This is a genomic window from Streptomyces sp. NPDC111656, from assembly GCF_055656965.1.
Genome location: NZ_JBVKCA010000001.1, coordinates 316276 through 339232 on the forward strand (window position 1 = coordinate 316276; position 22957 = coordinate 339232).

The 22957-nt window shown below is 72.6% G+C and carries 17 protein-coding genes and 2 pseudogenes; 11 read left to right on the top strand and 8 right to left on the bottom strand.

Going from position 1 to position 22957, the window contains the following annotated elements; genetic code table 11:
- The first annotated feature begins 208 nt into the window (after positions 1-208).
- Positions 209-633 (top strand): annotated as a pseudogene (locus tag ACZ7M3_RS01565) (zinc-binding dehydrogenase).
- Positions 634-675: 42 nt separating this feature from the next.
- On the opposite strand, the gene ACZ7M3_RS01570 reads toward ACZ7M3_RS01565, so the two are convergent.
- Both ACZ7M3_RS01570 and ACZ7M3_RS01575 read right to left on the bottom strand, forming a co-directional pair.
- Positions 676-1371 carry an HAD family hydrolase gene (locus ACZ7M3_RS01570; RefSeq protein ID WP_472059927.1) on the bottom strand — a complete coding sequence of 232 codons (696 nt, stop codon included), beginning with the start codon at positions 1369-1371 and terminating at the stop codon, positions 676-678.
- 56 nt (positions 1372-1427) lie between these two features.
- Complete coding sequence (locus tag ACZ7M3_RS01575; RefSeq protein WP_351312293.1) at positions 1428-1904, bottom strand: Lrp/AsnC family transcriptional regulator; 477 nt, start codon at positions 1902-1904, stop codon at positions 1428-1430.
- A 213-nt stretch (positions 1905-2117) separates the two neighbouring features.
- On the opposite strand from ACZ7M3_RS01575, the gene ACZ7M3_RS01580 reads away from it, so the two are divergent.
- The 4 genes from ACZ7M3_RS01580 (at position 2118) to ACZ7M3_RS01595 (ending at position 7589) form a co-directional block, all read left to right on the top strand.
- Complete coding sequence (locus ACZ7M3_RS01580) at positions 2118-3269, top strand: baeRF10 domain-containing protein (RefSeq protein WP_472059928.1); 1152 nt, start codon at positions 2118-2120, stop codon at positions 3267-3269.
- Positions 3270-3454: 185 nt separating this feature from the next.
- The gene (locus ACZ7M3_RS01585) at positions 3455-4951 is read left to right on the top strand and encodes an FUSC family protein (protein WP_472059929.1); all 1497 of its coding nucleotides are present in this window, start codon (positions 3455-3457) and stop codon (positions 4949-4951) included.
- Positions 4952-5307: 356 nt separating this feature from the next.
- On the top strand, positions 5308-6480 hold the full coding sequence (locus ACZ7M3_RS01590; protein WP_472059930.1) for a nitric oxide synthase oxygenase: 1173 nt from the start codon (positions 5308-5310) through the stop codon (positions 6478-6480).
- Positions 6481-6542: 62 nt separating this feature from the next.
- Entirely contained in the window at positions 6543-7589 is a 1047-nt protein-coding gene (locus tag ACZ7M3_RS01595; RefSeq protein WP_472059931.1) for a lactonase family protein, read from the top strand.
- Positions 7590-7713: 124 nt separating this feature from the next.
- On the opposite strand, the gene ACZ7M3_RS01600 is transcribed toward ACZ7M3_RS01595, so the two are convergent.
- Together ACZ7M3_RS01600 and ACZ7M3_RS01605 are read right to left on the bottom strand one after the other, a co-directional pair.
- Complete coding sequence (locus ACZ7M3_RS01600; protein WP_095856132.1) at positions 7714-8637, bottom strand: sirohydrochlorin chelatase; 924 nt, start codon at positions 8635-8637, stop codon at positions 7714-7716.
- 167 nt (positions 8638-8804) lie between these two features.
- Positions 8805-9851 carry an N-acetylglucosamine kinase gene (locus ACZ7M3_RS01605; protein WP_472059932.1) on the bottom strand — a complete coding sequence of 349 codons (1047 nt, stop codon included), beginning with the start codon at positions 9849-9851 and terminating at the stop codon, positions 8805-8807.
- 179 nt (positions 9852-10030) lie between these two features.
- On the opposite strand from ACZ7M3_RS01605, the gene ACZ7M3_RS01610 reads away from it, so the two are divergent.
- The 4 genes and pseudogenes from ACZ7M3_RS01610 to ACZ7M3_RS01625 form a co-directional block, all read left to right on the top strand.
- Entirely contained in the window at positions 10031-10708 is a 678-nt protein-coding gene (locus ACZ7M3_RS01610) for a uracil-DNA glycosylase (RefSeq protein WP_472059933.1), read from the top strand.
- 354 nt (positions 10709-11062) lie between these two features.
- Complete coding sequence (locus tag ACZ7M3_RS01615; protein WP_095858264.1) at positions 11063-11359, top strand: zinc-ribbon domain-containing protein; 297 nt, start codon at positions 11063-11065, stop codon at positions 11357-11359.
- A 190-nt stretch (positions 11360-11549) separates the two neighbouring features.
- Positions 11550-12455, top strand: a complete 906-nt coding sequence (locus tag ACZ7M3_RS01620; protein ID WP_450479700.1) for an NAD(+)/NADH kinase — start codon at positions 11550-11552, stop codon at positions 12453-12455.
- Positions 12456-12550: 95 nt separating this feature from the next.
- Positions 12551-13001, top strand: a pseudogene (locus ACZ7M3_RS01625) (PIG-L deacetylase family protein); the annotation flags it as partial.
- Positions 13002-13333: 332 nt separating this feature from the next.
- Here the strand turns inward: ACZ7M3_RS01625 and nhaA are convergent.
- Both nhaA and ACZ7M3_RS01635 read right to left on the bottom strand, forming a co-directional pair.
- The gene (gene nhaA / locus ACZ7M3_RS01630; RefSeq protein WP_472060987.1) at positions 13334-15211 is read right to left on the bottom strand and encodes a Na+/H+ antiporter NhaA; all 1878 of its coding nucleotides are present in this window, start codon (positions 15209-15211) and stop codon (positions 13334-13336) included.
- Positions 15212-15327: 116 nt separating this feature from the next.
- Positions 15328-16215, bottom strand: coding sequence for an alpha/beta fold hydrolase (locus tag ACZ7M3_RS01635; protein ID WP_472059934.1), 888 nt, complete (start codon positions 16213-16215; stop codon positions 15328-15330).
- 151 nt (positions 16216-16366) lie between these two features.
- Here ACZ7M3_RS01635 and ACZ7M3_RS01640 point away from each other — a divergent pair, with 151 nt between their 5' ends.
- Positions 16367-18376 (top strand): AfsR/SARP family transcriptional regulator, encoded by a 2010-nt coding sequence (locus ACZ7M3_RS01640; RefSeq protein ID WP_472060988.1) that lies wholly within the window; start codon positions 16367-16369, stop codon positions 18374-18376.
- On the opposite strand, the gene ACZ7M3_RS01645 is transcribed toward ACZ7M3_RS01640, so the two are convergent.
- Positions 18330-20810 (bottom strand): SpoIIE family protein phosphatase, encoded by a 2481-nt coding sequence (locus tag ACZ7M3_RS01645; protein ID WP_472059935.1) that lies wholly within the window; start codon positions 20808-20810, stop codon positions 18330-18332. The two genes, ACZ7M3_RS01640 and ACZ7M3_RS01645, sit on opposite strands and share 47 nt — an antisense overlap.
- A gap of 161 nt (positions 20811-20971) precedes the next feature.
- A complete protein-coding gene (locus ACZ7M3_RS01650; RefSeq protein WP_472059936.1) occupies positions 20972-22057 on the bottom strand; it encodes a WD40/YVTN/BNR-like repeat-containing protein in 1086 nt (361 codons plus the stop codon).
- A 270-nt stretch (positions 22058-22327) separates the two neighbouring features.
- Here ACZ7M3_RS01650 and ACZ7M3_RS01655 point away from each other — a divergent pair, with 270 nt between their 5' ends.
- Positions 22328-22915: an Rv1733c family protein gene (locus tag ACZ7M3_RS01655; RefSeq protein ID WP_472059937.1), complete on the top strand. Its 588-nt coding sequence runs from the start codon at positions 22328-22330 to the stop codon at positions 22913-22915.
- Positions 22916-22957 lie beyond the last annotated feature (42 nt).

Below are 22957 nucleotides of genomic sequence, written 5' to 3' on the forward strand. Positions count from 1 at the left end.
TACGGGCTGATCCCGTTCACCCGGGACGGGGCCGCGGCGCAGTTCGTCGCCGTCCCCGCGGCCGTACCCGCCGCCGAGCCGGCCCGGCTCGACCACGACCACGCGGCGGCGCTGCCGCCGGCCGGGCTGACGGCCTGGCAGGGCCTGGTCGTGCACGGTGCCCGGGTGCCCGGGTGCCCGCGTGCTGGTGCAGGGCGGCGCGGGCGGGGTGGGCTCCTTCGCGGTGCAGGTCGCGGTCGCGCTCGGCGCCTCGGTCACCGCGACGGCCGACGCCGAAGCCGCCGATTTCGTACGCGAGCTGGGCGCCGAGCAGGTCGTCGACTACCGGAGCGAACGCTTCGAGGCGCAGGTCAAGGACGTCGACCTGGTCTTCGACACCGTCGGCGGCGACACCCAGGAGCGCTCCTGGCAGGTGTTGCGTCCCGGCGGCCGCCTGGTGAGCATCGGCGCTCCGCCCGACGCTTCGTCGTGGAACCGGACCGCACCGGGCTGGAGGAGCTGTCCCGCCTGGTCGCGGACGGCGAACTGGCCCCGCCCGTCGACCGCGTCCTCCCCCTCGCCGAGACCGCGCAGGCGTACGCGGCACTGGAGCAGGGCCATCGACGGGGCAAGATCGTGCTCCACGTCTCCTGAGCCGACACCGGACACGGCAGGTGGTCGAGCCGTGGCCGCGGCTCAGGAAGCCGAGGCCGGGCGAGTGAGCCAGTCGTACGCGGCCTGTGCGGTGAACTCGCGCTGACCGCCGCGCAGGAGCAGACCCGCCGTGGCGAACTCCGGGTCGTCGGCCTGTGCGGCGACGTACGGGACGGCGATGCAGCGCATCCCGGCCGCGTGTGCGGCGGCGGCGCCCGGAGCGGCGTCCTCCAGGACCACGCAGTCCGCCGGGTCGGCCTCCAGACGGCGGGCCGCCTCGAGGAAGACGTCCGGGGCGGGCTTGCCGTGCGCGACCTCGTCGGCCGAGACGACCGTCGTCAGATGGGCGGCCAGGCCGGTGCCCGTCAGGATCGCCTCGATGGCGGCGGGCGAGGAGCCCGAGGCCACGGCCATCGAGGCGCCCTCGGCGGCCAGCAGTTCCACGAACTTCCGCATCTCCGGGTACACGTGGGTGGTGGCGCGGGCCAGCTCCAGATAGCGGCGGTTCATGTCGGCGAGCAGGGCGTCCAGCGGGGGTCGCAAGCCGTAGCGCTCCTGCCAGAGCGCCACCGTCTCCCGGGTGCTGATACCGACGTAGCGCTCGTGCTCGGCCCAGGTGAAGTCGGTGATGCCCTGCTCGGCGAGCGTCTGGCGGCCGGCCTCGAAATAGTTCGGCTCGCTGTCCACGAGTGTGCCGTCGAGATCGAAGATGACCGAAGTACGGCCGAGAGTGCTCATGGGGTCCAGGATGCCAAGCGACGGCCGAGCGCGGCCGATCACCCCTGTGCCACCCGTCAGCTTCTGGTTGCACGCCCGATCGACTCCACCAGGGGTAGCACCCGGTGCGGAACCCGTTCGCGCAGTGCCACCTCGGTGCGGGTGCGGACGACACCGGGCATGCTGATGAGCGCCTGGATCACGTCCTCCAGGTGGGCGTTGTCGCGCGCCACGACCCGGGTGAGCAGATCACCGCCGCCCGTGATCGAGAACGCCTCGATGATCTCCGGTACGGCGGCCAGCGCCTCGCCGACCTCGTCGAGGTGACCCTGCGTGACCTCGATGTGCACGAAGGCGAGAACGGGGTGGCCGAGCGCCGCGGGGGACAGCGAGGGGCCCGTACCGGTGATCACCCCGTCCCGCTCCAGCCGGTCGAGGCGGGCCTGGAGCGTGCCGCGGGCGACACCGAGCGTGCGGGCGTACTCGCGCACGCTGGTACGCGGCTGCTCCAGCAGCAGCCGCAGGATGCGGGTGTCGAGTTCGTCCACGGCCATGATCCACCGGCCTCCCTGCCGCCTGGGCTGATCTTCTTCGACCGTACCAATGGCTCAGCCCGCCGTGAGCCCGGTGGGCCGGTTCACCTCTCCCCGCTCACCTTGTCCATCTCTCCCCGCCCACCTTGTCCACCGCGCCGCGTTTGCCGGTGCGCCGACCACCGCGTTACCTGGAGGGGTGGCGTTCGGCTCGAGGAGCGGCGAGGAGCGACGATGATCACGCAGGAGCAGGTCGACCGAATTCTCCGGCTCGGCGGGAACGGGCTCCCGTTCGTCTCCCTCTACCTTCCGGTGGAACCGGACCGGCCCGGCCGCCGTACCTACCGGGCCCGGCTGGCCAGCCTGCTGGAAGGGATCAGACCGCTCGCGGACGACCGCTCGCTGGAGCACGCCGTACGGATCTCGCTGCACGACGACATCGCGAAGATCGAGCGGAGGCTCGGCGAGGAACCCCAGCGGCCCGGGACCGTCGTCGTCTTCTCCTGCAGCGGCCACGGCGTCTACGAGGAGGTGTGGCTGCCGCGCGCCACCCACGAACGCGTCGTGGTGGACGCGAACCCCTACGTCCGTCCGATGCTGGCGGTGCTCGACGAGTACGACCGCACCTGCGCGGTCGTCGTGGACGAGGTCACCGCACAGGTCTGGGAGTACCACCTCGACGAGGTCCGGGAGCTGGAGGCGATCCGCGACCGGACGCTGCGGAGGCCCGAGCATGCCGCGGGGCTCGACGAGGTCCGGGTCCGCGACAGGGCCGACGAGCTGAGCAAAAGGCACTACCGGCGCCTCATCGGCGAGCTCAAGCGCCTGTTCAAGGAGGGGGGCTTCGATCTGCTGGCCATCGGCGGGCACCCCTATCAGGTACCGGCCTTCATCGAGTACCTCCCCCGTGACCTGCACGACCGGCTCGTCGGTCGCTTCACCGTCGACCGCGACACCGCGACCGCCGCCGACATCCGGGACAAGGTACGCGTCCTTGTCACCGACCGCGCCTACCAGGAGCAGGAGCGGCTGGTCGGCGAGATCCTCGAGGCCGTCGCGACCAAGCATCACGCGACGGTCGGGCTCGACGACACCCTGTGGGCGGGCTCGCTGGCCGCGATCCGGACGCTGGCCGTGGACGCGGCGGCCGTCGCCCCGGGAGTCGTCTGCGACCGCGACGGGCTGCTCGCCCGCACGGGGGAGCAGTGCCCGCTCTGCCAGGACGCCCTGCGCGAGGTCCCCGACGTCATCGAGGAACTGGTGAAGACCGTCATCGAGGACGGCGGCGAGGTCCGCCACATCGACATGGAGACGGACCTGCGCACGCACCTGACCGGGGCCCTGCTGCGCTTCGAGCTCCCCGCGCACCCGGTCGACACGGAGTGATGCCAATGGCATCCGCATGGCTCCCCTCTCCGCTCGGTGACTGTGCCAATGGCTCAGTGCTCCGGAGTCCACTTGAGCCAACAGCCCCGATGATGCTCTGATGGGCAGGTCGATGGCGCTGCGGGACCCCCGCGGCGCCTTTTGCATGCCTGAAGTACAGGCTGAGCTCAAGGGGCGGGGAATCAGTGCTGAAGAGGGTGTTCGTGGCGCCGGACCCGGGCCGGCTGCGGCTGCGCGGCGCCCTCCGGGCCGTCCTCGGCATCGGCCTGGCGGTGGCCCTGTGCGGCGTCACCGGTTCCTCCCTCGCGGGTGCGGTCGCGGGAGGACTCGCGGCGCTGCTCGCCCTCTTCACGGTCACCGACGCCACGGTGCGCGGACAACTGGTGACGACGGCGCTGCTGCCCGCGGTGGGCCTTCCTGTCCTGGCTCTCGCGGCCACCCTGCACGACCACCCGGCGGCGCGGGGCGCGGCCTTCCTCGCCGTCGTCGGCGCCGGTGTGTACGCCCGGCGCTGGGGCGCGCGCGGCCATGCCCTCGGCGTCTTCGGGTTCATGGCCTTCTTCATGGCGCAGTTCCTGCGCACGGTGCCGGCGCGACTGCCCGAGCTGTACGTCGCCGTACTGCTCGCCCTCCTCGCGTCCTCGGCGGTCCGATTCGGACTGTGGTGCTACGAGCGCCGGATGCCGCCCGCCGGGGCGCCCGCCCCCTCGGCCGGCCGGGGCCTCGCCCGTCCCACCACCCGCCAGGCGGTCCAGGCCGTCGTGGCCGCCGCCTTCGCCCTGGGCGTCGGAAGCCTGCTGTCCCAGGAGCGCTGGTACTGGGCCGTCGGCGCCGCCTGGTGGATCTTCGTCAACACCACCTCGCGCGGCGAGACCCTGATCCGCGGCTACCGCCGGGTCCTCGGAACGGTGATCGGCATCGCCCTCGGGGCCTCGGTCGTCGTCCCCCTGCACGGGGCGCCCGTACCGACCGTGATCCTGCTCGCCGTGTGTGTGTTCGTCATCTTCTACAGCGCCGCGGTCTCGTACACCTGGATGATGCTCGCGGTGACGGTGATGGCCGAGCTGCTGTACGGGATGTTCGGCGTGCTGGACCAGCACCTGGTCGTGCTGCGGCTGGCGGAGACCGGCATCGGGGCGATCGGCGCCGCGCTGGCGGTGCTGCTCGTGCTGCCGATCACCACGCACGCCACGACGGACGCCTGGATCGTACGGGCGATCCAGTGCGTCCACGCCTGCACGACCGAGGCCGCGGCCCGTCTGAACGGCTCCTCCGCCGCCGACCCCGCGGCACGCGTCGCGGAGCTGGAGACGGTGCTGAACAAGGTGCGGCTCTCGCTCACGCCCCTGCTGCACCCCCTCAATCCCCTGCGCGCCCGTGGCCGCAGGGCGCGCCAGGTACTCGCGGCGCTGAACACCTGCGCGCGGGAAGTACGGGGCCTCGCCGCCATCGCGTCGGACCCCGTGGCCTCCTGCGACCACCGCCTCACCGTCGCCTGCGAGCGCGTCGAGAGGGCCGTCGAGGCACTCACCTCACCCGAACCGCGGCGGATCACGGTCCAGGCCGGAACACCTCACCTGGAAGAGCCGGTGCTCGCACACCTGCACGGGCTCGAGCGGGCACTCGCCGAACTCGCCGCGCCCCTTCTGCACCCCCGTGCTTCGGACCCCGTTCGCGTCTGACACGCGCGAGGCACGTGCACGGGCCACGTAGAGGGTGGATCACCGCCCGGGCGGGGTAACCCCGCGGCTATCGGACGCACGGAACCCGCGGACCGCGCGGGAGCGGCCCGCGGGCCAAGCCTCTTGGGGGTGGCACCATGCGGGACTTCCCGCGAGGAACCGGACAGGGAGAGCGTTTCGGCGACGACGGGAGCGCGTGGCACCCGGCGCCGTGGGCCGAGGGGCCGGGCGGCTGGCTGGACCGTGTTCCGGCAGGTCGCAGGGACCGCGGCGCGACCCCGACCGCATCGCCGTCCGCCGGCGGATCCCGGCGGACGCAGCCGTCCGTCCCGGGTCTCGGCGGGCGCCTGACACCCGTGCCGGGCCGGTCCGACGCCCCGACGTCGCACGACGACTCCCCGCCGTACGCACTGCTGCGCGCCGCCGCCGAGTTCCTCACCCTCCGCCACACCGAGGAGCGCCTCGGCGATCCGGCCCGGCGCATCGCCGCCGCGCGGGCCGAGATCGCGGAGACCGGCACGTACCGCCACACCACCGAGGAGCTCGCCTTCGGTGCCCGCGTCGCCTGGCGCAACGCCAACCGCTGCATCGGGCGCCTGTACTGGCGCTCCCTGTGCGTCCGTGACCGCAGGGACGTGCGGACGGCCGAGGACGTCGCCGAGGCGTCGGCGGACCATCTGCGGGAGGCCGCAGGCGAGGGCCGGATCAGGGCGCTCATCACCGTCTTCGCGCCCGACCGGCCGGGGCGCCCAGGGCCACGGATCTGGAACGAACAGCTCATCCGGTACGCCGGTTACGCCCGCCCGGACGGTGGCGTGACCGGCGATCCGCGCAACGCGGGTCTCACCGCGCTGGCCCGGCGGCTCGGCTGGCCCGGCGGCCCCGGCACCCCGTTCGACGTCCTGCCGCTGGTGATCCAGGGCGCCGACGGCAGGCCCGACGACCCACCCCGCTGGTTCACGCTGCCCAAGGACGCGGTGCTCGAAGTGGAGCTCGCCCACCCCGAGTACACCTGGTGGCGTTCGCTCGGACTGCGCTGGCACGCCGTGCCCGCGCTCGCCAACATGTGCCTGGAAATCGGCGGCATCTGCTACCCGGCGGCCCCGTTCAACGGCTGGTACATGGGCACCGAGATAGGCGCCCGCAACCTTGCCGACACCGACCGCTACAACCTTCTGCCGTACCTCGCCGACCGCCTCGGCCTCGACACCCGCACCGACCGCTCGCTGTGGAAGGACCGCGTGCTCGTCGAACTCAACCGCTCCGTCCTGCACTCCTTCGACCGCGCGGGCGTCACCGTCGCCGACCACCACACCGAGTCCCGGCGCTTCCTCACCCACCTCGGCCGCGAGGAGCGCAAGGGCCGCCGGGTCGGCGCGGACTGGTCGTGGATCGTGCCGCCCATCTCCGGCAGCGCCACACCCGTCTTCCACCGCACCTACGAGACCGTGGAACAGCATCCCGCGTACGTCCACCACCCGGAGGCGCGCGCACGGGCGCTCGGGGAGACGGGCGGGACCTTGGTCTAGACCGTTGGTCGCCGACTGCTACCGTCGGCCCCGGACAGCGTGGGACCGAGAGGGGAACGGCAGTGGCAGACGGCGGCACGCGGGAACAGCGGGCGTTCATCGGCTCGTTCACGGCGGCGGGAGGCCCCGGCGTCCTCACCGCGGCCGTGGACCGCGGCAGCGGCGCGCTGACCCTCCTGAGCGCGGTGGACGGCGTGCCCGATCCCTCGTACCTCGCCCTGTCGCCCGCCCGCGACATGCTCTACGCGGTCAGCGAGACGGCCGACGGCGCGGTGGCCGCGTACCGCGTGGACGGCGACGAGCCGAAGCCCGCCGGGCCGTTGGTCTCCGTCGGAGGCAGCGGCCCCACGCACCTCAGCGTGTTCGCGGGACACGTCCTGACCGCCAACTACGGCTCCGGCAGCGTCACCGCCCTGCCCGTGCGCGACGACGGCGCGCTCGTCGGCGCCGCCTCCAGCGTGCTCCAGCACCAGGGCCGCGGCCCGCACACCCGGCGTCAGCAGAGCCCGCACGCCCACCAGGTACAGCCCGACCCCAGCGGGCGCTGGGCCGTCAGCGTCGACCTCGGCACGGACTCCGTGCGGGTGTGCGCCCTGGACGCCGGCCGGCTCACGCTGCACCGCGAGATCGCGCTGCGCCCCGGCTCCGGGCCCCGCCACCTGGTCTTCCACCCACGCGGCGAACACGCGTACGTTCTCAACGAACTCGCTCCCACGGTCACCGTCTGCCGCTGGAGCCCCCAGGAAGGCTCTCTGCGTCCCGTCGGGGAGACGCCGGTGCTCTCGAGGGTCCCGGACGGTGACGCATACCCCTCGGGCATCGTGGTGTCGCCCGACGGGCGCTTCGTGTGGACCGCCACCCGCGGCCAGGACGTCGTCTCCGTGCTCACGCCCGACGCGGTGGGCGAAGGGCTGCGGCTGGTCGCCACGGTGCCCTGCGGCGGCACCTGGCCGCGCGCGCTGGCCCTCGACCCCTCGGGGCGCTTCCTGTACGCCGCCAACGAGCGCTCGGGGGACGTGACCTGGTTCGCGGTCGACCCGGACACGGGGGTGCCGCGACGGGGCGGCTCGGTGGAGGTTCCGGCGGCGTCCTGCGTGGTCTTCGGCTGACCCGCCCGGCGGTGGCCCGCTAACGACGCGCGAGCCGCCGACGTACGAGAGAGCCGACGACAGAAGGGCCCGCTCCCGTGCGAGGAGCGGGCCCTTCGACGTGCGAGGGGTGGTGCCTGGGCGGTCAGCGGACCGGCGCGCCCTGCGGCTGCTGCGGGGCGATGCCCAGCGCCGTCGTGTACTTGGCCAGCGCGAGCTTGCCGATCGCCGGGTACGGGCCGAGCGCCTCGGCGGCGGAGCAGCCCGCCTCCTTGGCGGCCGCGTCCAGCAGACCGGCGTCGATCTCCGGTCCGATCAGGTACGGAGCCAGGGCGAGCTGCTGGGAACCCGAGCCGCGCAGCTGCTCGGCGGTGGCCGCGATAGCGCCCTCCTCGTCCAGCGCCGCCGCCATCACCGGCACGGCGAGCCGCGCGGCGAGCAGCATGCCGGTGATCCCGGCCGCCTGTACGGCCTCCTCGCCGCCCACGGAGGCGAGGATGATGCCGTCGGCGGCCGTGGCCACGGTGAACAGCCGGGCACGGTCGGCGCGCGCCAGACCCGCCTCGGACAGACGCACGTGCAGCGCCTCCGCGAGCAGCGGGTGGGGGCCGAGAACGTCGGTCAGGTCGGCCGCGATCCGGCTCTCCATGACGGCCTGGCGGACCCGGCGCAGCAGCGCGTTGTCCGGGCCGGCGAGCAGGGGCACCACGACGGCGACGGGGCCGTCGGGCTCGGTCACGTCCGCACCGGCGGCACGGGCCTGCTCATAGCGGGCGGTGCGCTCCTCGGCGGCACGCGTGAGCACGGACTGCAGCGTGGGGAACTCGGCGTCGTCCCCGTCGAGGTACCCGATGCGGGCGTCGAGGCCGGGCAGCTCGGAGCGCGCGATGCTCACGACCTCCTCGGCGAGGCTGCGCGTGGCCGCGCTGGAGGTGCCCGGCACCGCGAGGACGAGCGCAGGCGCGCCCTCGGGAGCCGCCAGCGGCTCGGGTCGGCGGTGCCGCCCGGGCTGGCGAGGTCGCGGCATTCGTACTGGCAGGCCGGACGCGGGCCCAGTGGGGGAGCTCATGGCGACGCATGTTACTGGTTTCTTGGGCTCCCCTGTTCGGGGAGGGTGCAGGTGAGCGGTATCCGTCCCCTTTTGTCTGATGAGTTACGCGTGGATCAGAAATGATCGGTGTGGCTGGACTTGCCGGTGCCGTGGTGCTCCTGTGGCGACCGGTGCGGGAGTCAACTTCACTTGTCCGACAGGGTGGATGAATCCGCCTCTCGGGGGACGGATGGCGAGGTTGTGCCCTTTTCGGTTATCACGTAAAGCATGTGTTCGTCGCGGGGGAGCGTGAGCCGGTCGCTCGCCAGGTCGACGGCGATACGTACGGCGCCGTCCAGCGGGGTGCCCGCGGCCGGTACCTGCCGGGCGTGCGGCAACCGCTGCGTCAACTCCGTGCGCAGCGGTACGAGGAGGGGGTCGCCCATCTTGAACAGGCCCCCGGTGAGGGTGACCCGGTCCTCCCCGGTGTCCGGGCAGACGGCGGCCGCGGAGTCGGCCAGGTGCCGGGCGGCGGAGCGCAGCACCTCGCGCGCGACGGGGTCGCCGGCGGCGGACGCGGCGCACGCGGCCACTTCGGGCGCGAAGGAGGCGAGTACGGCGGGCCGGTCGGTGCGTGGATACAGCTTGCCCGGCAACCCGGTCACCGGCCCGAACATCTCCTCGGCCCGCGCCAGCAGCTCCGCCGACCCGCCGGGGCGCCCGTCGAAGGCCCGCAGGGCCGCTTCGAGCCCGGCGCGACCGATCCACGCCCCACCGCCGCAGTCGCCGAGCAGATGGCCCCAGCCGTCGGCCCTGCGCCAGCTGCCCAGATCGGTGCCGACCGCGATCATGCCGGTGCCCGCGGCGATCACCGCGCCCGGCCGGGGGCCGAGCGCGCCCACGTACGCGGTCACCGCGTCGGCGGCCAACGCGAGCCGCCGCACCCCGAGTTCGCGCTCCAGCGCGGAGGGCAGCTCGGCACGCAGTGCGTCGCCGAGGGTGGCGAGCCCCGCCGCTCCGACGGCGACGGCCCCGAGCTCGTCCGTCCCGGTGGCGGCCAACAACTCCCGGGCCATCGGGAGCAGTTGCTCCAGCAGATGTCCGGCGTCGATGCCGCGCGGGCCGGTGCGGACCGGCTCCTTGGAGGTCAGTGGAACGCCGACGACATGCCCGCGCACGGCCAGCGCCGCCCGCAGCCCCGAGCCACCCGAGTCCACCGCCAGCACACCGGCCGACGCGTGGGAGGGACGCAACAGGCTCCCCTCCTCTCTGCTGACCGGCCGACTGGGCGATCGGTTGGGTGATCGGCTGGACCGGCTCGATGGTCTCGGCGCGGAGGAAGACTAGCGCCGAGGGGCGGGTCCGCGCGCGGGGCTCGGCCGCATGAATCCGTAGGAATGCGTCACGGCGCGTGCCAGTAGAGTGGCACGTCGTGGCACCACGACCCTTGCATGAACTCATCGAAGCAGGCTGGGCGAAGGCTCTGGAACCTGCGGCCGAACGAATCGCCGCCATGGGGGACTTCCTCCGGGCCGAGATAGCGGCGGGCCGGACCTATCTGCCGGCCGGGGCGAATGTCCTACGGGCCTTCCAACAGCCGTTCGACGACGTCCGCGTGTTGATCGTCGGCCAGGATCCTTATCCCACGCCGGGGATGGCCATCGGGCTGAGTTTCGCCGTGTCACCCGAGGTGCGTTCGCTGCCGGGCAGCCTGGAGAACATCTTCCGGGAACTGCACGCGGACCTGGGGCTGCCCAGGCCGTCCAACGGCGATCTGACGCCCTGGACCGAGCAGGGAGTGCTGCTGCTCAACAGGGCGCTGACGACGGCGCCCCGCCAGCCCGCGGCGCACCGGGGCAAGGGCTGGGAAGAGGTCACGGAGCAGGCGATCCGGGCGCTGGTCGCGCGGGAGAAGCCGCTGGTGTCGATCCTGTGGGGGCGTGACGCGCGCAATCTGCGGCCGCTGCTCGGGGATCTCCCGGCGATCGAGTCCGCGCACCCCTCACCGATGTCGGCCGATCGCGGCTTCTTCGGCTCGCGTCCCTTCAGCCGGGCCAACGAGCTGTTGGAGAGGCAGGGCGTGCAGCCGGTGGACTGGCGCCTGCCGTAGAGCGGCCACCGGATCTCGTGCGACGGGCGGGTTCCGGGGCGCGTACGGGCCCTGTGGGCAGGGACGGGGCGGGCACCGGTGCGCGGCGGTGCCCGCCGGAGGGCGTGGGACTCGCCACTGTCGTGGACGACGAACCCGATCTGACCGTCTTCGGTGAGGCCGTGACGGAGCGTCAGCCGCCGCGCCGGCCGTCACCGCGACTCTGCCCCAGGAGTGGCGGCCACCGAGCTCCCAGCGGATTCTCGGGCGGCATCGTGCAACCCCGCCATCGCCGAACCCGTCGACGTGCATGAGACTGTGCTCCGCGACTGCACTCCGCAGCTCGTCCGCACCGACCCGGGAGGGACCAACAGTATGATCATTTTTGGCACCAGGGGATACCTGTACCAGCTCGCGATACTGACGCTGGTGTGTGGCCGCTGCGGCAATCCCTCGGCGCACACGCTCCGCAAGCGTGTCACGAAGTTCACGCTGTTCTTCGTGCCGCTGTTCCCGATCTCGTCGAAGTACGCGACGCAGTGCACTTTCTGCGGCGCGGAGCAGAAGGCGACCAAGGAGCAGGCGGAGCAGCTGCAGGCGCAGGCCGCGAGCGCGCACGCCGCCCAGCAGTACGGCCAGCCGCAGCAGCCCCAGCAGCCGTACCAGGCCTGAGCCGGGGGCGGGGACCGGCGCGGCGGCACCTCGACGGCGCCGCGCTCCCCGCGGTCGGCGCCGGTCCGCTGCCGACCCCTTCCGTATGAGTCGTCCAGGCTGCATTCCGTGCCGCATCGGTCGGAAGTGCCCCTCGTCGGGCAATGATGGACTACTTGGACATGGCGTCTCGACGGAAGGGAACCCTCTCATGGGTCTGATCGGATCGATCGGCCTGATCCTGCATCCCCGGCGCAATCCGGGACCGGTCATCGAGTCGGTCGTGCAGTGGGCCCGCAAGAACGATGCCGAGGTGCTGGGGCTGCCGGACGAGGTCGGCCGTATCGCCTGCAGCGCCGTGGCCGTACCGGATCAGGATCTCGTCGCCCGGGCCGATCTGATCGTCAGCCTCGGCGGGGACGGGACCATGCTCCGTTCCATGAGGCTGCTGTCCGGAAGCGCCACTCCGGTGCTCGGCGTCAACCTGGGCCGGCTGGGCTTCCTCGCGGAGATCGATGTCGACGAGCTCCAGCCGGCGCTGGACCGGATCGACAGCGGCCAGTTCACCACCGAGGCCCGGATGGCCGTACGAACGCGCCTCCCGGACGGGCGCGAGGTCCGTGCGTTCAACGACATCGCCCTCGTACGGGTACCCGGCAGCGGCATGGCCGCCATCGCGATCCGGCTCCAGGGCGAGGAGTTCATCCGCTACGCCGCCGACGCCGTCGTGGTCTCCACCTCGACCGGATCCACGGCGTACAGCTTCGCCGCGGGCGGCCCGATCCTCTCGCCCCGGGTGGAAGCCATCCTGGTCGTCCCCGCCAGCGCGCACTCGTCGTTCGACCGGGCGCTCGCGCTGCCCGCGGACGAGGACGTCACCCTCGAACTGCTCCCCACGACCGGGCGACTGGCGGTCGAGGTCGATGGCGAGGTACTCGGCTACCTCGACGCGGGCGACCGGGTCACCGTGTCGGCATGTCCCGCGGCGGCTCATGTCGTGCGCCTGGGCGGTACGACGTTCTACCAGCGGGCACGCAGAAAACTCGGCATCAAAGGAAGTATCGAAGCGGGTGCGCGAACCTCCCAGGACCCCGCCGACCCCTCGACGGGGCCCTGAAGAGCGGGCCGAGGAACGCGTCTTGAGCGGCACAGCGGACGAACCGAGGAAGGCGGCCTCGGGTGGGGTGGGCCGCTGACGGACGGGTCCATGTCATGACCGCACCGCAGACCCGGCGGCCGACACTGATGGTCCTCCACGCGCATCCGGACGACGAGGCCGGCCAGACGGGCGGCACGCTCGCCCGATACGCGGCCGCCGGGGTTCGTACGGTTCTCGTCACCTGCACCGACGGTGCGCAGGGCGACGGAGCCGACAGCAGCAAGCCCGGGAACCGCGACCACGAGCCGGCGCAGGTCGCCGCACGGCGCTCCCGCGAGCTCGCCGCGTCGGGAGCCGCGCTCGGCGTCAGTGACCTGGTCCCGTTGGACTACCCCGACTCCGGCGTGCCCGACTCGGCGGACGACATCGATCCGCGCGCGTTCAGCAGGATGGAGGGCGAACAGGTCGTCCGGCGGCTCGAGGCGCTCATGCGGGAGTACCGGCCGGATGTGGTCGTGACGTATCCGCCCAACGGGTTCTCGTACCATCCCGATCATGTCCGTACGCACGAGCTGACCGGCGCCGCCTTCGAGCGGATCAAGCGGTCCGGTGGACTTCCCGGCGAGGAGGGCGGCCGGCACCCGCGGAGCCTGCCGAAGCTGTACTACATCGCCGTGTCGCTCTCGAGTCCGAAAGCGGTGCGGGCCCTGGCGGCCCACGCCGGCCAGGCGGACGCCGCGGCGCTGCTGAGGCTCTTCAGCCTGTCCGGGGACGTGGGCCGGGTCGAGGAATACGTACGGGCCCACCCGCCGTGGATCGGTGGCACACGGGAGAGCGACCTGTTCGAGGGTGTCCGCGAGACGCCCTGAAGCGTACGGCCTCGCCCTGATCGGGGCTCAGTCCTGTCGGCCGACCCCTTGAAGCGCCGCCCGTTGCCGCGCGGCGCGCACCGCCGCCGACAGCGAGGCGATGTCGTAGGCGCCGTAGTGGCGGCGGCCGTTGACGAAGAACGTCGGGGTGCCCGAGACACCACTGAGGTCGGCGGACTCCACGTCCGCCGCGACCCGGGCCGTCCCCCTGCCTTCGCGGAGATCCTTGCGGAAGCGTTCGGTGTCGAGGCCGATCTCCTCGGCGTAGCGGAGCAGGTCCTTCGGCCGCAGGTCACCCTGGTGCTGCATCAGCAGATCGTGCATCTCCCAGTACCCGTCCTGGTGGGCCGCGGCCTCGGCGGCCTCCGCGGCGAACTGGGCGTTCGGATGGACGTCGGTCAGCGGCAGATGCCGCCACACGTAGCGCACGTCGCCGAAGTCGGCGAGCAGCTCGCGCACCACGGGCTCGGCCAGGCCGCAGTACGAACACTCGAAGTCCCCGTACTCGACGAGCGTCACGGGCGCCTCCAGCGGGCCGCGTACGTGGTCGCGGTCCACGTCCACGGGGTCGCTGAGGTCGACGATGGTCGTGCCCGTACCGAGGAGGGCCCGGACACGGGAGCGCTTGGGAAGGGCGCCGATCACCGAGGTGACCAGCCAGGTGAGGAGGAACGCGCACACCACGGCGGCGAGGATGCCGATCTTCGCCTCCGCCAGCCGGGCCCCGTCGAAGGCGAGGGTCGCGATCAGCAGGGACACGGTGAACCCCACTCCCGCCAGGGTGCCCCCCGCGGTGATGGCGCCCCAGCCGACCGGCGGGTGCAGCCGCCCGCGGCTGGCGCGTGTCGTGACCCAGGTGGCGCCGATGATGCCGATCGGCTTGCCGAGCACATAGCCGAGGAGGATGCCGAGGGCGATCGGTGAGGTGAAGGCATGGGCCAACTGGCCGGCGCTGATGGTGATGCCGGCGTTGGCGAGGGCGAACAGCGGCACGATCACATAGCTCGTCCAGGGGTGGAACATCCGCGTGAGCCGGTCGTTGGGCGAGAGCGTCGAGGCGATCCCGCGCCGTACGGAGCGCTCCAGTTCCGGTGTCGGCTGCTCGCGGAAGCGCCGGAAAAGGTGGCTGGCTCGTTCCAGGTCGACGCGCTCGGCGGGGTAGGCGTAGGTGAGCAGGCCCATCGCGAGGCCGGTCACGACCGGGTCCACCCCCGACTTGAGCAGCGCGACCCACACCGCCGCGCCCAGCACCGCGTACAGGGCCGGAATCCGTACCCCGAGGGTGCGCCGCACCAGCACGACGGCCGCGAAGAGGCCGAGCGCCGTCAGCAGCGCGGGCAGGGCCAGGGCGCCGCTGTAGGCGACGGCGATCACGGCCAGGGCCAGGAAGTCGTCCACGACGGAGATGGTGAGGATGAAGACCCGAAGACTGTCGGGCAGCCGTGCCCCGAAGAGGGCGAGCATGCCCAGGGCGAAGGCCGTGTCGGTCGACATGGCGGCGCCCCAGCCGTGCACGGAGTCGTGGCCCGCGTTGAGAGCCACGTAGATCGCGATCGGCACGACCATGCCGCTGAGCCCGGCGAGCAGCGGCAGCGTGACCCTTCTGCGCTCCCGCAACTCACCCAGGTCGAACTCCCGGCGCGCCTCGAGTCCCACGACGAAGAAGAACAGCGTCATCAGCCCGCTGTTCACCCACTCCCGCAGGTCCAGGGAGACTTCGCCCGCCCCGAGGCGGACCGACAGCTCGGTGCTCCAGAAGGCCTCGTACGTGCCCGGCCCCATGTTGGCCCAGGCGAGGGCCGCGAGCGTGGCGGCCAGCAGAACCGCGGCACTGCCGGTCTCGGTCTGCAGGAAGGAGCGCAGCGGACCGCGCCCGTCCTTGCCGCACACGGTCTGCCCCGACATGGGCGAGGTCTCGGCTGGCACAGTCACCCCCTGATTCTCGCCCCGCGCGGGGTCCGGCACGCGGCGAAACGGTGTCTACGAGGAGATCCGCCCAGGTGCTCGGTGAGGAGGCCCGCTCAGTGGTCGGCGACGAGGTCCCTGATGGCCTTGACGACGTCGGCGGGGGCCTCCTCGGCCATGAAGTGACCGCAGGATACGGTCGTGTGCCGCAGGTCCGGTGCCCAGGCGCGCCACCGCGCGGCGGCGTCGAAGCCGAGAGCCGCGCCCCAGTCCTGCTGGAGAACGGCCACGGGCATCCGCAGCCGGTTCCCGGCAGCACGGTCGGCCCGGTCGTGCTCGACGTCGATGCCGGCCGAGGCACGGTAGTCGGCGACGATGGAAGGGACTGCCGCGCGGGAAGCCGCCAGGTAGGCGGCGCGGATCTCCTCCGGGATCGCCCTCGGGTCCCGCGTCCAGACGTCGAGGAAATGACCGAAGAAGACGTCCGCTGCGGCGTGGATCATCCGCTCGGGCAGACCCGGCGGCTGGGCCATCAGGTAGAGGTGGAAGCCGACGGCCGCGCCGGTGCCGTGCATCACGTCCCACATGTCCAGCGTGGGCAGCACGTCGAGCGAGGCGAGATGGGTGATCGCCTCGGGGTGGTCGAGGCCGGCGCGGATGGCGACCAGCGCGCCCCGGTCGTGTCCCGCCAGGGCGAAACGCTCGTGGCCCAGAGCGCGGGCGAGCGAGACGACGTCGGCGGCCATGGTGCGCTTGGCGTACGCGCTCCCGTCGGCGCCGGTGTCGACGGGCTTGTCGCTGGCGCCGTAGCCCCGCAGGTCGGGACAGATGACGGTGTGATCGGCCGCGAGGTCGGCGGCCACGTGCCGCCACATCAGGTGGGTCTGCGGGAAACCGTGCAGCAGCACGATCGGACTGCCGGATCCGGCGACGGCGACGTGGAGCGCGACATCGTCGGCGACGGGGACGCGCCGGTAGTCGAAGCCGGGGATGGTCGGTGCCATGGTTCGCCCTTTCTGGAAGGCGGAAGCGGAGGGTGACGGACACGACGAGCCTGCCGGGCGCGAATCAGCAGCTGATCAGCACGTGATCAGTAAGGGATCACCACGTCGTCGGCGCAGTACCGTGGCGAGGGTGTCGGGAGAGGCGAGAAGGGTGCGGGTCGCGTTCGGTGTGCTCGGACCGACCGTGGCCGAGAGCGACGGCCGCGCGCTCGCGCTGAAGGGACCGAGGCACCGGGCCGTGCTGGCGCGGCTGGTGGTGGCCCGCCGCCGGGTCGTCCCTGTCACCCACCTGGTCGTCGACCTGTGGACGGATCCCCCGCCCGGCGCCGTGGGCGCCGTACAGACCTTCGTCGCCGCGCTGCGACGCGTCCTGGAGCCGGACCGTCCGTCCCGGGCCCCCGCCCGGCTGCTGGTCACGGACGGCCCCGGGTACGCGCTGCGCCCGGAGCCGGACGCCGTGGACGCCTGGCGCTTCGAGACGGCCGTCGGCGCCGCCGCACGGCTGCCGGCCACGCAAGCGCTGCCGCGACTGGAGGAGGCGCTGGCCCTGTGGCGCGGGCCCGCCTACGCCGAGTTCGAGGACGAGGACTGGGCCCGGGGCGAGCGCTCCCGCCTCGCCGAGCTGCGGCTCCAGGCGGTGGAGCAGCGGGCCCGGACGCAGCTGGACCTCGGCCTGGCCGCCGAGGCGGTGCCCGACCTGGACGTACACCTCGCCGCTCACCCCTGGCGCGAGGACGCCTGGCGGCTGCTGGCGCTGGCGCTGTACCGGCAGGACCGTCAGGGGGACGCGCTGGGCGTGCTGCGCGGAGCCCGGGCGGTCCTGGCCGACCAGCTGGGGGTGGACCCCGGGCCCCGGCTGCGCCGCCTGGAGGCGGACATCCTCGCCCAGGATCCCGGCCTCGATCCGCCGGCCGGGCCGGCGGCGACCGCGGCCCGGCTGTGGACACGGACGGCGGCGGCCTACGACCGTACGGTCGCCGTCGGTGCCCGGGCCCGGTTGGAGACGACGGTGAGCCTGATCCGCAACCTCGCGGTCACCGGGGGCGGTGGGCTCGCGGCCGCCAGGCAGCACCGTATGGAGGCCATCGCGGCGGCGGAGGAGTTCGGCGACCCGGACCTGACCGCCCGGGTGATCGGCGCCTACGACGTCCCCGCGATCTGGACCCGCAGCGACGATCCGGAGCTGGCCCGAAGGATCGTCGAGGCCGCCGAGCGCGCCCTCACCGCTTCGCCGGGCGACGCGCACGAGGCCTCGCGGTGCCGCCTGCTGGCCACGATCGCCCTGGAGACGCGCGGCAGCCGAGCACCACGCGGCCCCCAGGCCGCCCGCGAGGCGGAGGAGATCGCCCGGCGTCTCGACGATCCCGCGCTGCTGGCGTTCGCGCTGAACGGGGCGTTCATGCAGTCCTTCACCCGCGCGGGCCTGGCCCCACGGCGTGACGAGATCGGCGCGGAGCTGGTCGAACTGGCCGCCCGGCACGACCTGGTGACCTATGAGGTACTCGGTCACCTCATCCGGCTCCAGGCACGCGGCGCGCTGGCCGACTTCGCCGCGGCCGACCGCCATGCCGCCGCCGTGGACCGGCTGGCCGAGCGCCACGAGCTGCCGCTCGCGGGCGTCTTCACCCAGTGGTACCGGGCGTTGCGGCTGGCCGCGTCCGGGCCGGCGGCGGGTGCCGAGACCGCCTACCGGGATGCCGCCGCGCGGCTGGACGGCGCAGGGATGCCGGGCCTGGAGCGTGGGCTTCTCCCGCTCGCCCTGCTGTGCCTGCGGGTGCAGGGCAGGAGGACGCGGTCCGACACCGATCCAGGGCCGGTCGAGATCGGCCCGGGGGCGGACTGGGGCCCGTACCGGCCTTGGGCTGCGCCCTTCGCCTTGCTGGCATCCGGACGCCGGGCCGAGGCACGGGCGGTGCTGCGCGCGCTCCCGGAGGCGCCGCGCGACCTGATGTACGAGGCGTGCTGCTGCCTGGAGGCCGTGGTCGCGCTGGAGGTCGGCGACCGGGACGTGCTGGAGCGGGCCCGCACCCGCCTGCTGCCGGCCGCCGGGGAACTCGCCGGCGCGGGCAGCGGCTTGATCACCCTGGGCCCCGTCGAGGACCACCTCGCCGACATCACCAGCGCGCTGCGGGCGCCGACGAGTCCAGTTCCGCCCAGATGATCTTTCCCTCGTGTGTGTACCGGGTGCCCCAGCGGTGGGTGAGCTGGGCGACGAGGAAGAGGCCGCGTCCCCCTTCGTCGGTGGTCCGGGCGTGCCGCAGCCGCGGGGAGCTGTTGCTGGTGTCGGTGACCTCGCAGATCAGACGGGATGCGCGCAACAGCCGCAGTCGCACGGGGCCCGGGGCGTAGCGCACCGCGTTGGTGACCAACTCGCTGACGACGAGTTCGGTCGCCATGGCCAGCTCTTCCAGTCCCCATGCACGGAGTTGGCGGGTGGCGAGGGCGCGGGCCCCGGCCACGGCGGCGGGATCGGAGGCCACGTCCCACGAGGCGACGTGGTCGGCGCTGAGTGCGTGCGTGCGCGCCACGAGGAACGCGACGTCGTCGGACTGCGGCGTGGAGGTCAGGCCCCGCACGTTGGCGCAGAGCGTCTCGAGCGGGAGATCGCAAGGGCACAGGGCCTCCCTGAGGTGGGCCATTCCGACGTCGACGTCCCGCTCGCCGCCTTCGATGAGGCCGTCGGTGTAGAGGCCGATCAGGCTGTTCTCGGCGAGTTCGATGTCGACTGCCTCGAACGGGAGTCCACCCAGTCCCAGTGGCGGACCGGCCGGCAGTTCCGGGAAGCTGACCCGGCCCTGCGGAGTCACGAGGACCGGCGGCGGATGGCCGGCCCGGGCCAGCGTGCAGTTCCGTGTGACCGGGTCGTAGATGGCGTACAGGCAGGTGGCACCCATCACCGTGGTCCGGATCAGGTCGGCCGACGCGTCATGGGACTCCTCCTCGCTGAGGCGGAGCACCAGGTCGTCGAGGTGGGCCAGGAGCTCGTCGGGCGGCAGATCCATGTCGGCGAGCGTCTGCACCGCGGTCCGCAGTCGGCCCATGGTGGCGGCCGCACTCAGACCGTGGCCGACCACATCGCCCACGACGAGGCCGACTCGGGCTCCGGACAACGGGATGACATCGAACCAGTCCCCGCCCACACCGTCCTTGGCGTCCGCGGGCAGATACATGGAGGCCACGTCCACGGCCATGCCGCCCTCCAGCGTATGGGGCAGAAGGCTGCGCTGGAGCGTCAGCGTGGCGTGGTGCTCCCGGGTGTAGCGGCGGGCGTTGTCGACACAGACGGCCGCTCGTGCGACCAGTTCCCGGGCGAGCAGTACGTCGTCCGAGGTGAAGGGAGCCGGGTTCCGCGAGCGGACGAAGGTGGTGAGGCCGAGGACGGTGTCCCGGGCCCGCATCGGCACGGAGATGAGTGAGTGAAGTCCGAACTCGCGCATGCTCGAGGTCCTGGACGGCTGATCGACGGCCCATTGAGGGTTGTCGGGGTTCAGCACCGGTATGAGGACGGGCTCGCCGTTCACAAGGAGGTCGAGATCGTGCGGGGGAGGGATGAAGTCCACCGGATCGCCGACGTGGGCGACCGCCTCCGGACACCCCTCCCGGACGGAACTCATGCCCGCCCGCCGCATCACCGGGCCCGTCACGGCCGGACCCGCGTCGGACAGCCAGGTTCCGTGCCCCTCGGTGCTGAGGACCGGCTCCAGCAGATCCACGATGGCGAAGTCGGCGAACCGGGGCACGGCGAAGTCGGCCAGCTCCTGGGCCGTCTCCATGACGTCCAGGGTGCTGCCCACACAGGCGCCGGCTTCGTTGACCATGGAAATCAGTTGGCGGGCGTTCCACCGGTCGGTCACGTCGAGCACCATGTAGCAGATGTCCGTGACGGCGCCGTCGACGTCCACCAGGGGGAAGAACGACGTGGAGTAGGCGTGCTGCCGATGCGGGTCGGCCCAGCTCCAGCCCAGGTACTCGAAGTCGCTGACCGGCTCGCCGGTCCGCAGTACCTTGCGCATCACGTCCTCGAGGGTCTCCGCGTGGAGGCCCGGGAAGAGGTCGGTCAGGCGCCGGCCCAGACGCTGCTCACGCGGTATGCCGCCGATGCTCTCCAGGGTGTTGTTGACCCAGGTGCAGCGCAGGTCCATGTCCACGATGGCCATGCCCACGGGCGAACGGGTCAGGAACCCGTCCAGCATGGACTGCCCCATGGCCCAGCGCGTGATGCGCTCCCGTGCCGAGAGGAGAAAGCACTCGTCGTCGCGGACCTGGAACGACGCGGAAACCCGCAGACTCACTTCGACACGACGGCCGTCGCGATGGGACAGCGTGACCACTCCGCTCCAGGCCCGGCCCGCACGGCAGCGCTCCATGATCGCCGCTACGCGGCAGGGGTCTTCGGGCACGGCGAGGAGACGGCCGACGGAGCCTCCGACGACCTCGCGGGCCGAACGGCCGAGGAGTTCTTCCGCACTTCTGGTCCAGCCGATCACCGTGCCGGCCAGGGTGACGATCGCCGCCGCGTCCGAGGCTGCTTCTTCCGCACCGATATAGGGCTCTGTGCCGGGACCTTCGCCCGATTCCGGAATCGCAGGTGTCACGTCTTCACCGCCATCCCCCTACCTCCATGCTCGCGCCTCCTGCAGCGGCGCGCCAGCGGCGCAAGGGACCCTTCGGCGCGGTGAATTCGCCACTCGTCGCGTCGGCACCACCACGGCGGGTGACCGACGTCGGATGTCTTCCCAGGGGCGGCTCCCGGGCCTCAGCCGACGACCGCGGCGCGTACGCACAGCACGTCCGGCAGATGCGAGGCCAGTTGCCGCCAGCTGTCCCCGTCGTCCGCCGACGCGTACACCTCGCCGTTGCGATTGCCGAAGTACACACCCGCCGGGTCCGCGCCGTCCGTGCAGAGCGCGTCGCGCAGCACCGTGCCGTAGTGGTCCTCCGTGGGCAGCCCCGCGGTCAGCGGATCCCAGGTCCTGCCGGCGTCCTGCGTGCGAAAGACACGACAGCGCCGGTCGGCCGGGACGCGGTCCGCGTCCGCGTTGATCGGGAAGACGTACGCCGTGTCGCCGCGGTGCGGATGCGCGGCCACCGCGAACCCGAAGGTGGACGGCAGGTCCGCGCCGATGTCGGTCCACTCGCCGCCCGCGTCGTCGCTGCGGTACACACCCCAGTGGTTCTGGAGGTAGAGCCGGTCCGGGGTCGCCGCGTCCTGTGCGATCTTGTGCACGCACTGACCGAACTCCGGGTTCGGATCCGGCAGGAACACCGCGGAGACACCGGAGTTGGACGGCTCCCAGCTCGCCCCGCCGTCGTGCGTACGGAACACCCCCGCCGTGGAGACGGCGACCGTGACGGCGCCTGGGTCGCGCTGGTCGGTCAGGACGGTGTGCAGCCCCTCGCCACCGCCGCCCGGCACCCACTGCGACCGGGTGGGGTGCTCCCACAGGGCCCGTACCAGCTCGAAGGACTCGCCCCTGTCCTCGGAGCGGTACAGAGCGGCCGGCTCCGTGCCCGCGTACACCACGTCAGGCTCGGCCGCCGCCGGGTGCAACTGCCACACCCGCTCCAGCGAAGCCCCGGTGTCCTTGGGGAACTTGACGGCAGGCTGCGCCGGTTCGGTCCATGTCCGCCCCAGGTCGTCGGAGTGGAAGACGGACGGACCCCAGTGCGCGCTGTCCCCTCCGGCGAGCAGCCGTGGTGTCTCGCCGCGGGTGTCGATCGCGACCGAGTACACGGCCTGCGCGTTGAAGTACGGACTCTCGTCGAACTCCCAGGCGGCGCCGCGCCGCCGTCCGATGAACAGCCCTTTTCGTGTACCGACGGTGAGCAGTACTTCGGCCATGCCGACCACCTCCGCGACGACGTTGTCTCAGACATCGGCCAGTCTGCACCCCGGCACCGACAGTCTCCCCTGTGCGCCGAATTGCCGCAGGTCAGCAGGGTGGCGTCGGTCATCGGTGACGTCTCGTCCCGGCCGACGCGCCTCCGGGTGAGGGATGGCCGGATTCCTGGAACGCGCGGGTCGTGGGACTCGTTGTGAGCATCGGAGGGACCGATCCCGTATGGGAGGGCGATGTGGCATGTCCGTGCGGTCGTGAGGAGGATGCCATCGATGGCGGCATTCCGTGGTCCGAAGGCTCCGAAGGTGTGGCTGTGGCGATGGCGGCGCAATCCGCTGCGGCGTCGCAGTGACGCGCTGGAGGCCTGGATCGTGCTGGTCGCCTGGGCGCTCACCGCGCTCGGCGGGGTGCTCACCGGTCTGCTGGCGACGCAGTCCGTGGAGAACGGCCTCGCCAGGCAGCGGGCCGAGTGGCACTCCGTTCTCGCGTTGCTCAACGACGACGTGCCGAAGTCGACCGCGTCGGCCAACGACGCCGACATGGTCTGGGCGAAGGTCCACTGGACCGCCGCGGACGGCTCGCCGCACGCCGGTCAGGCCCAGGTGCCCGTCGGCAGCGCCGGGGGCACCCCGGTGACCGTTTGGACGGACGCCGACGGCCGTCTCGTCACCAAGCCCCCCACGCCCTCCCAGGCCCAACTGCGTGCCGTGCTGGTGGGCGTCCTGATGGGGGTGAGTGTCGCGGGTGTGCCGTTCGTCGGCGGACGGCTGGTACGCGGCCGCATGGAGCGGCGGCGCATGGCGCAGTGGGACGAGGACTGGCAACGGGTCGGTCCCCTGTGGGGGCGGAAGACGGGCTGAGGGGAGCCTCCGCCGCCCCACCTCGCCCCGCCCCGCTCCGCA

Bases quoted from the DNA above. Each gene is read 5' to 3' on its own strand.
- ACZ7M3_RS01570 (WP_472059927.1), bottom strand. From the start codon at position 1,371: ATGAGCACTCTCGGCCGTACTTCGGTCATCTTCGATCTCGACGGCACA.
- ACZ7M3_RS01575 (WP_351312293.1), bottom strand. From the start codon at position 1,904: ATGGCCGTGGACGAACTCGACACCCGCATCCTGCGGCTGCTGCTGGAG.
- ACZ7M3_RS01580 (WP_472059928.1), top strand. From the start codon at position 2,118: ATGATCACGCAGGAGCAGGTCGACCGAATTCTCCGGCTCGGCGGGAAC.
- ACZ7M3_RS01600 (WP_095856132.1), bottom strand. From the start codon at position 8,637: ATGAGCTCCCCCACTGGGCCCGCGTCCGGCCTGCCAGTACGAATGCCG.
- ACZ7M3_RS01615 (WP_095858264.1), top strand. From the start codon at position 11,063: ATGATCATTTTTGGCACCAGGGGATACCTGTACCAGCTCGCGATACTG.
- ACZ7M3_RS01620 (WP_450479700.1), top strand. From the start codon at position 11,550: ATGGGTCTGATCGGATCGATCGGCCTGATCCTGCATCCCCGGCGCAAT.
- nhaA (WP_472060987.1), bottom strand. From the start codon at position 15,211: ATGTCGGGGCAGACCGTGTGCGGCAAGGACGGGCGCGGTCCGCTGCGC.
- ACZ7M3_RS01635 (WP_472059934.1), bottom strand. From the start codon at position 16,215: ATGGCACCGACCATCCCCGGCTTCGACTACCGGCGCGTCCCCGTCGCC.
- ACZ7M3_RS01650 (WP_472059936.1), bottom strand. From the start codon at position 22,057: ATGGCCGAAGTACTGCTCACCGTCGGTACACGAAAAGGGCTGTTCATC.
- ACZ7M3_RS01655 (WP_472059937.1), top strand. From the start codon at position 22,328: ATGGCGGCATTCCGTGGTCCGAAGGCTCCGAAGGTGTGGCTGTGGCGA.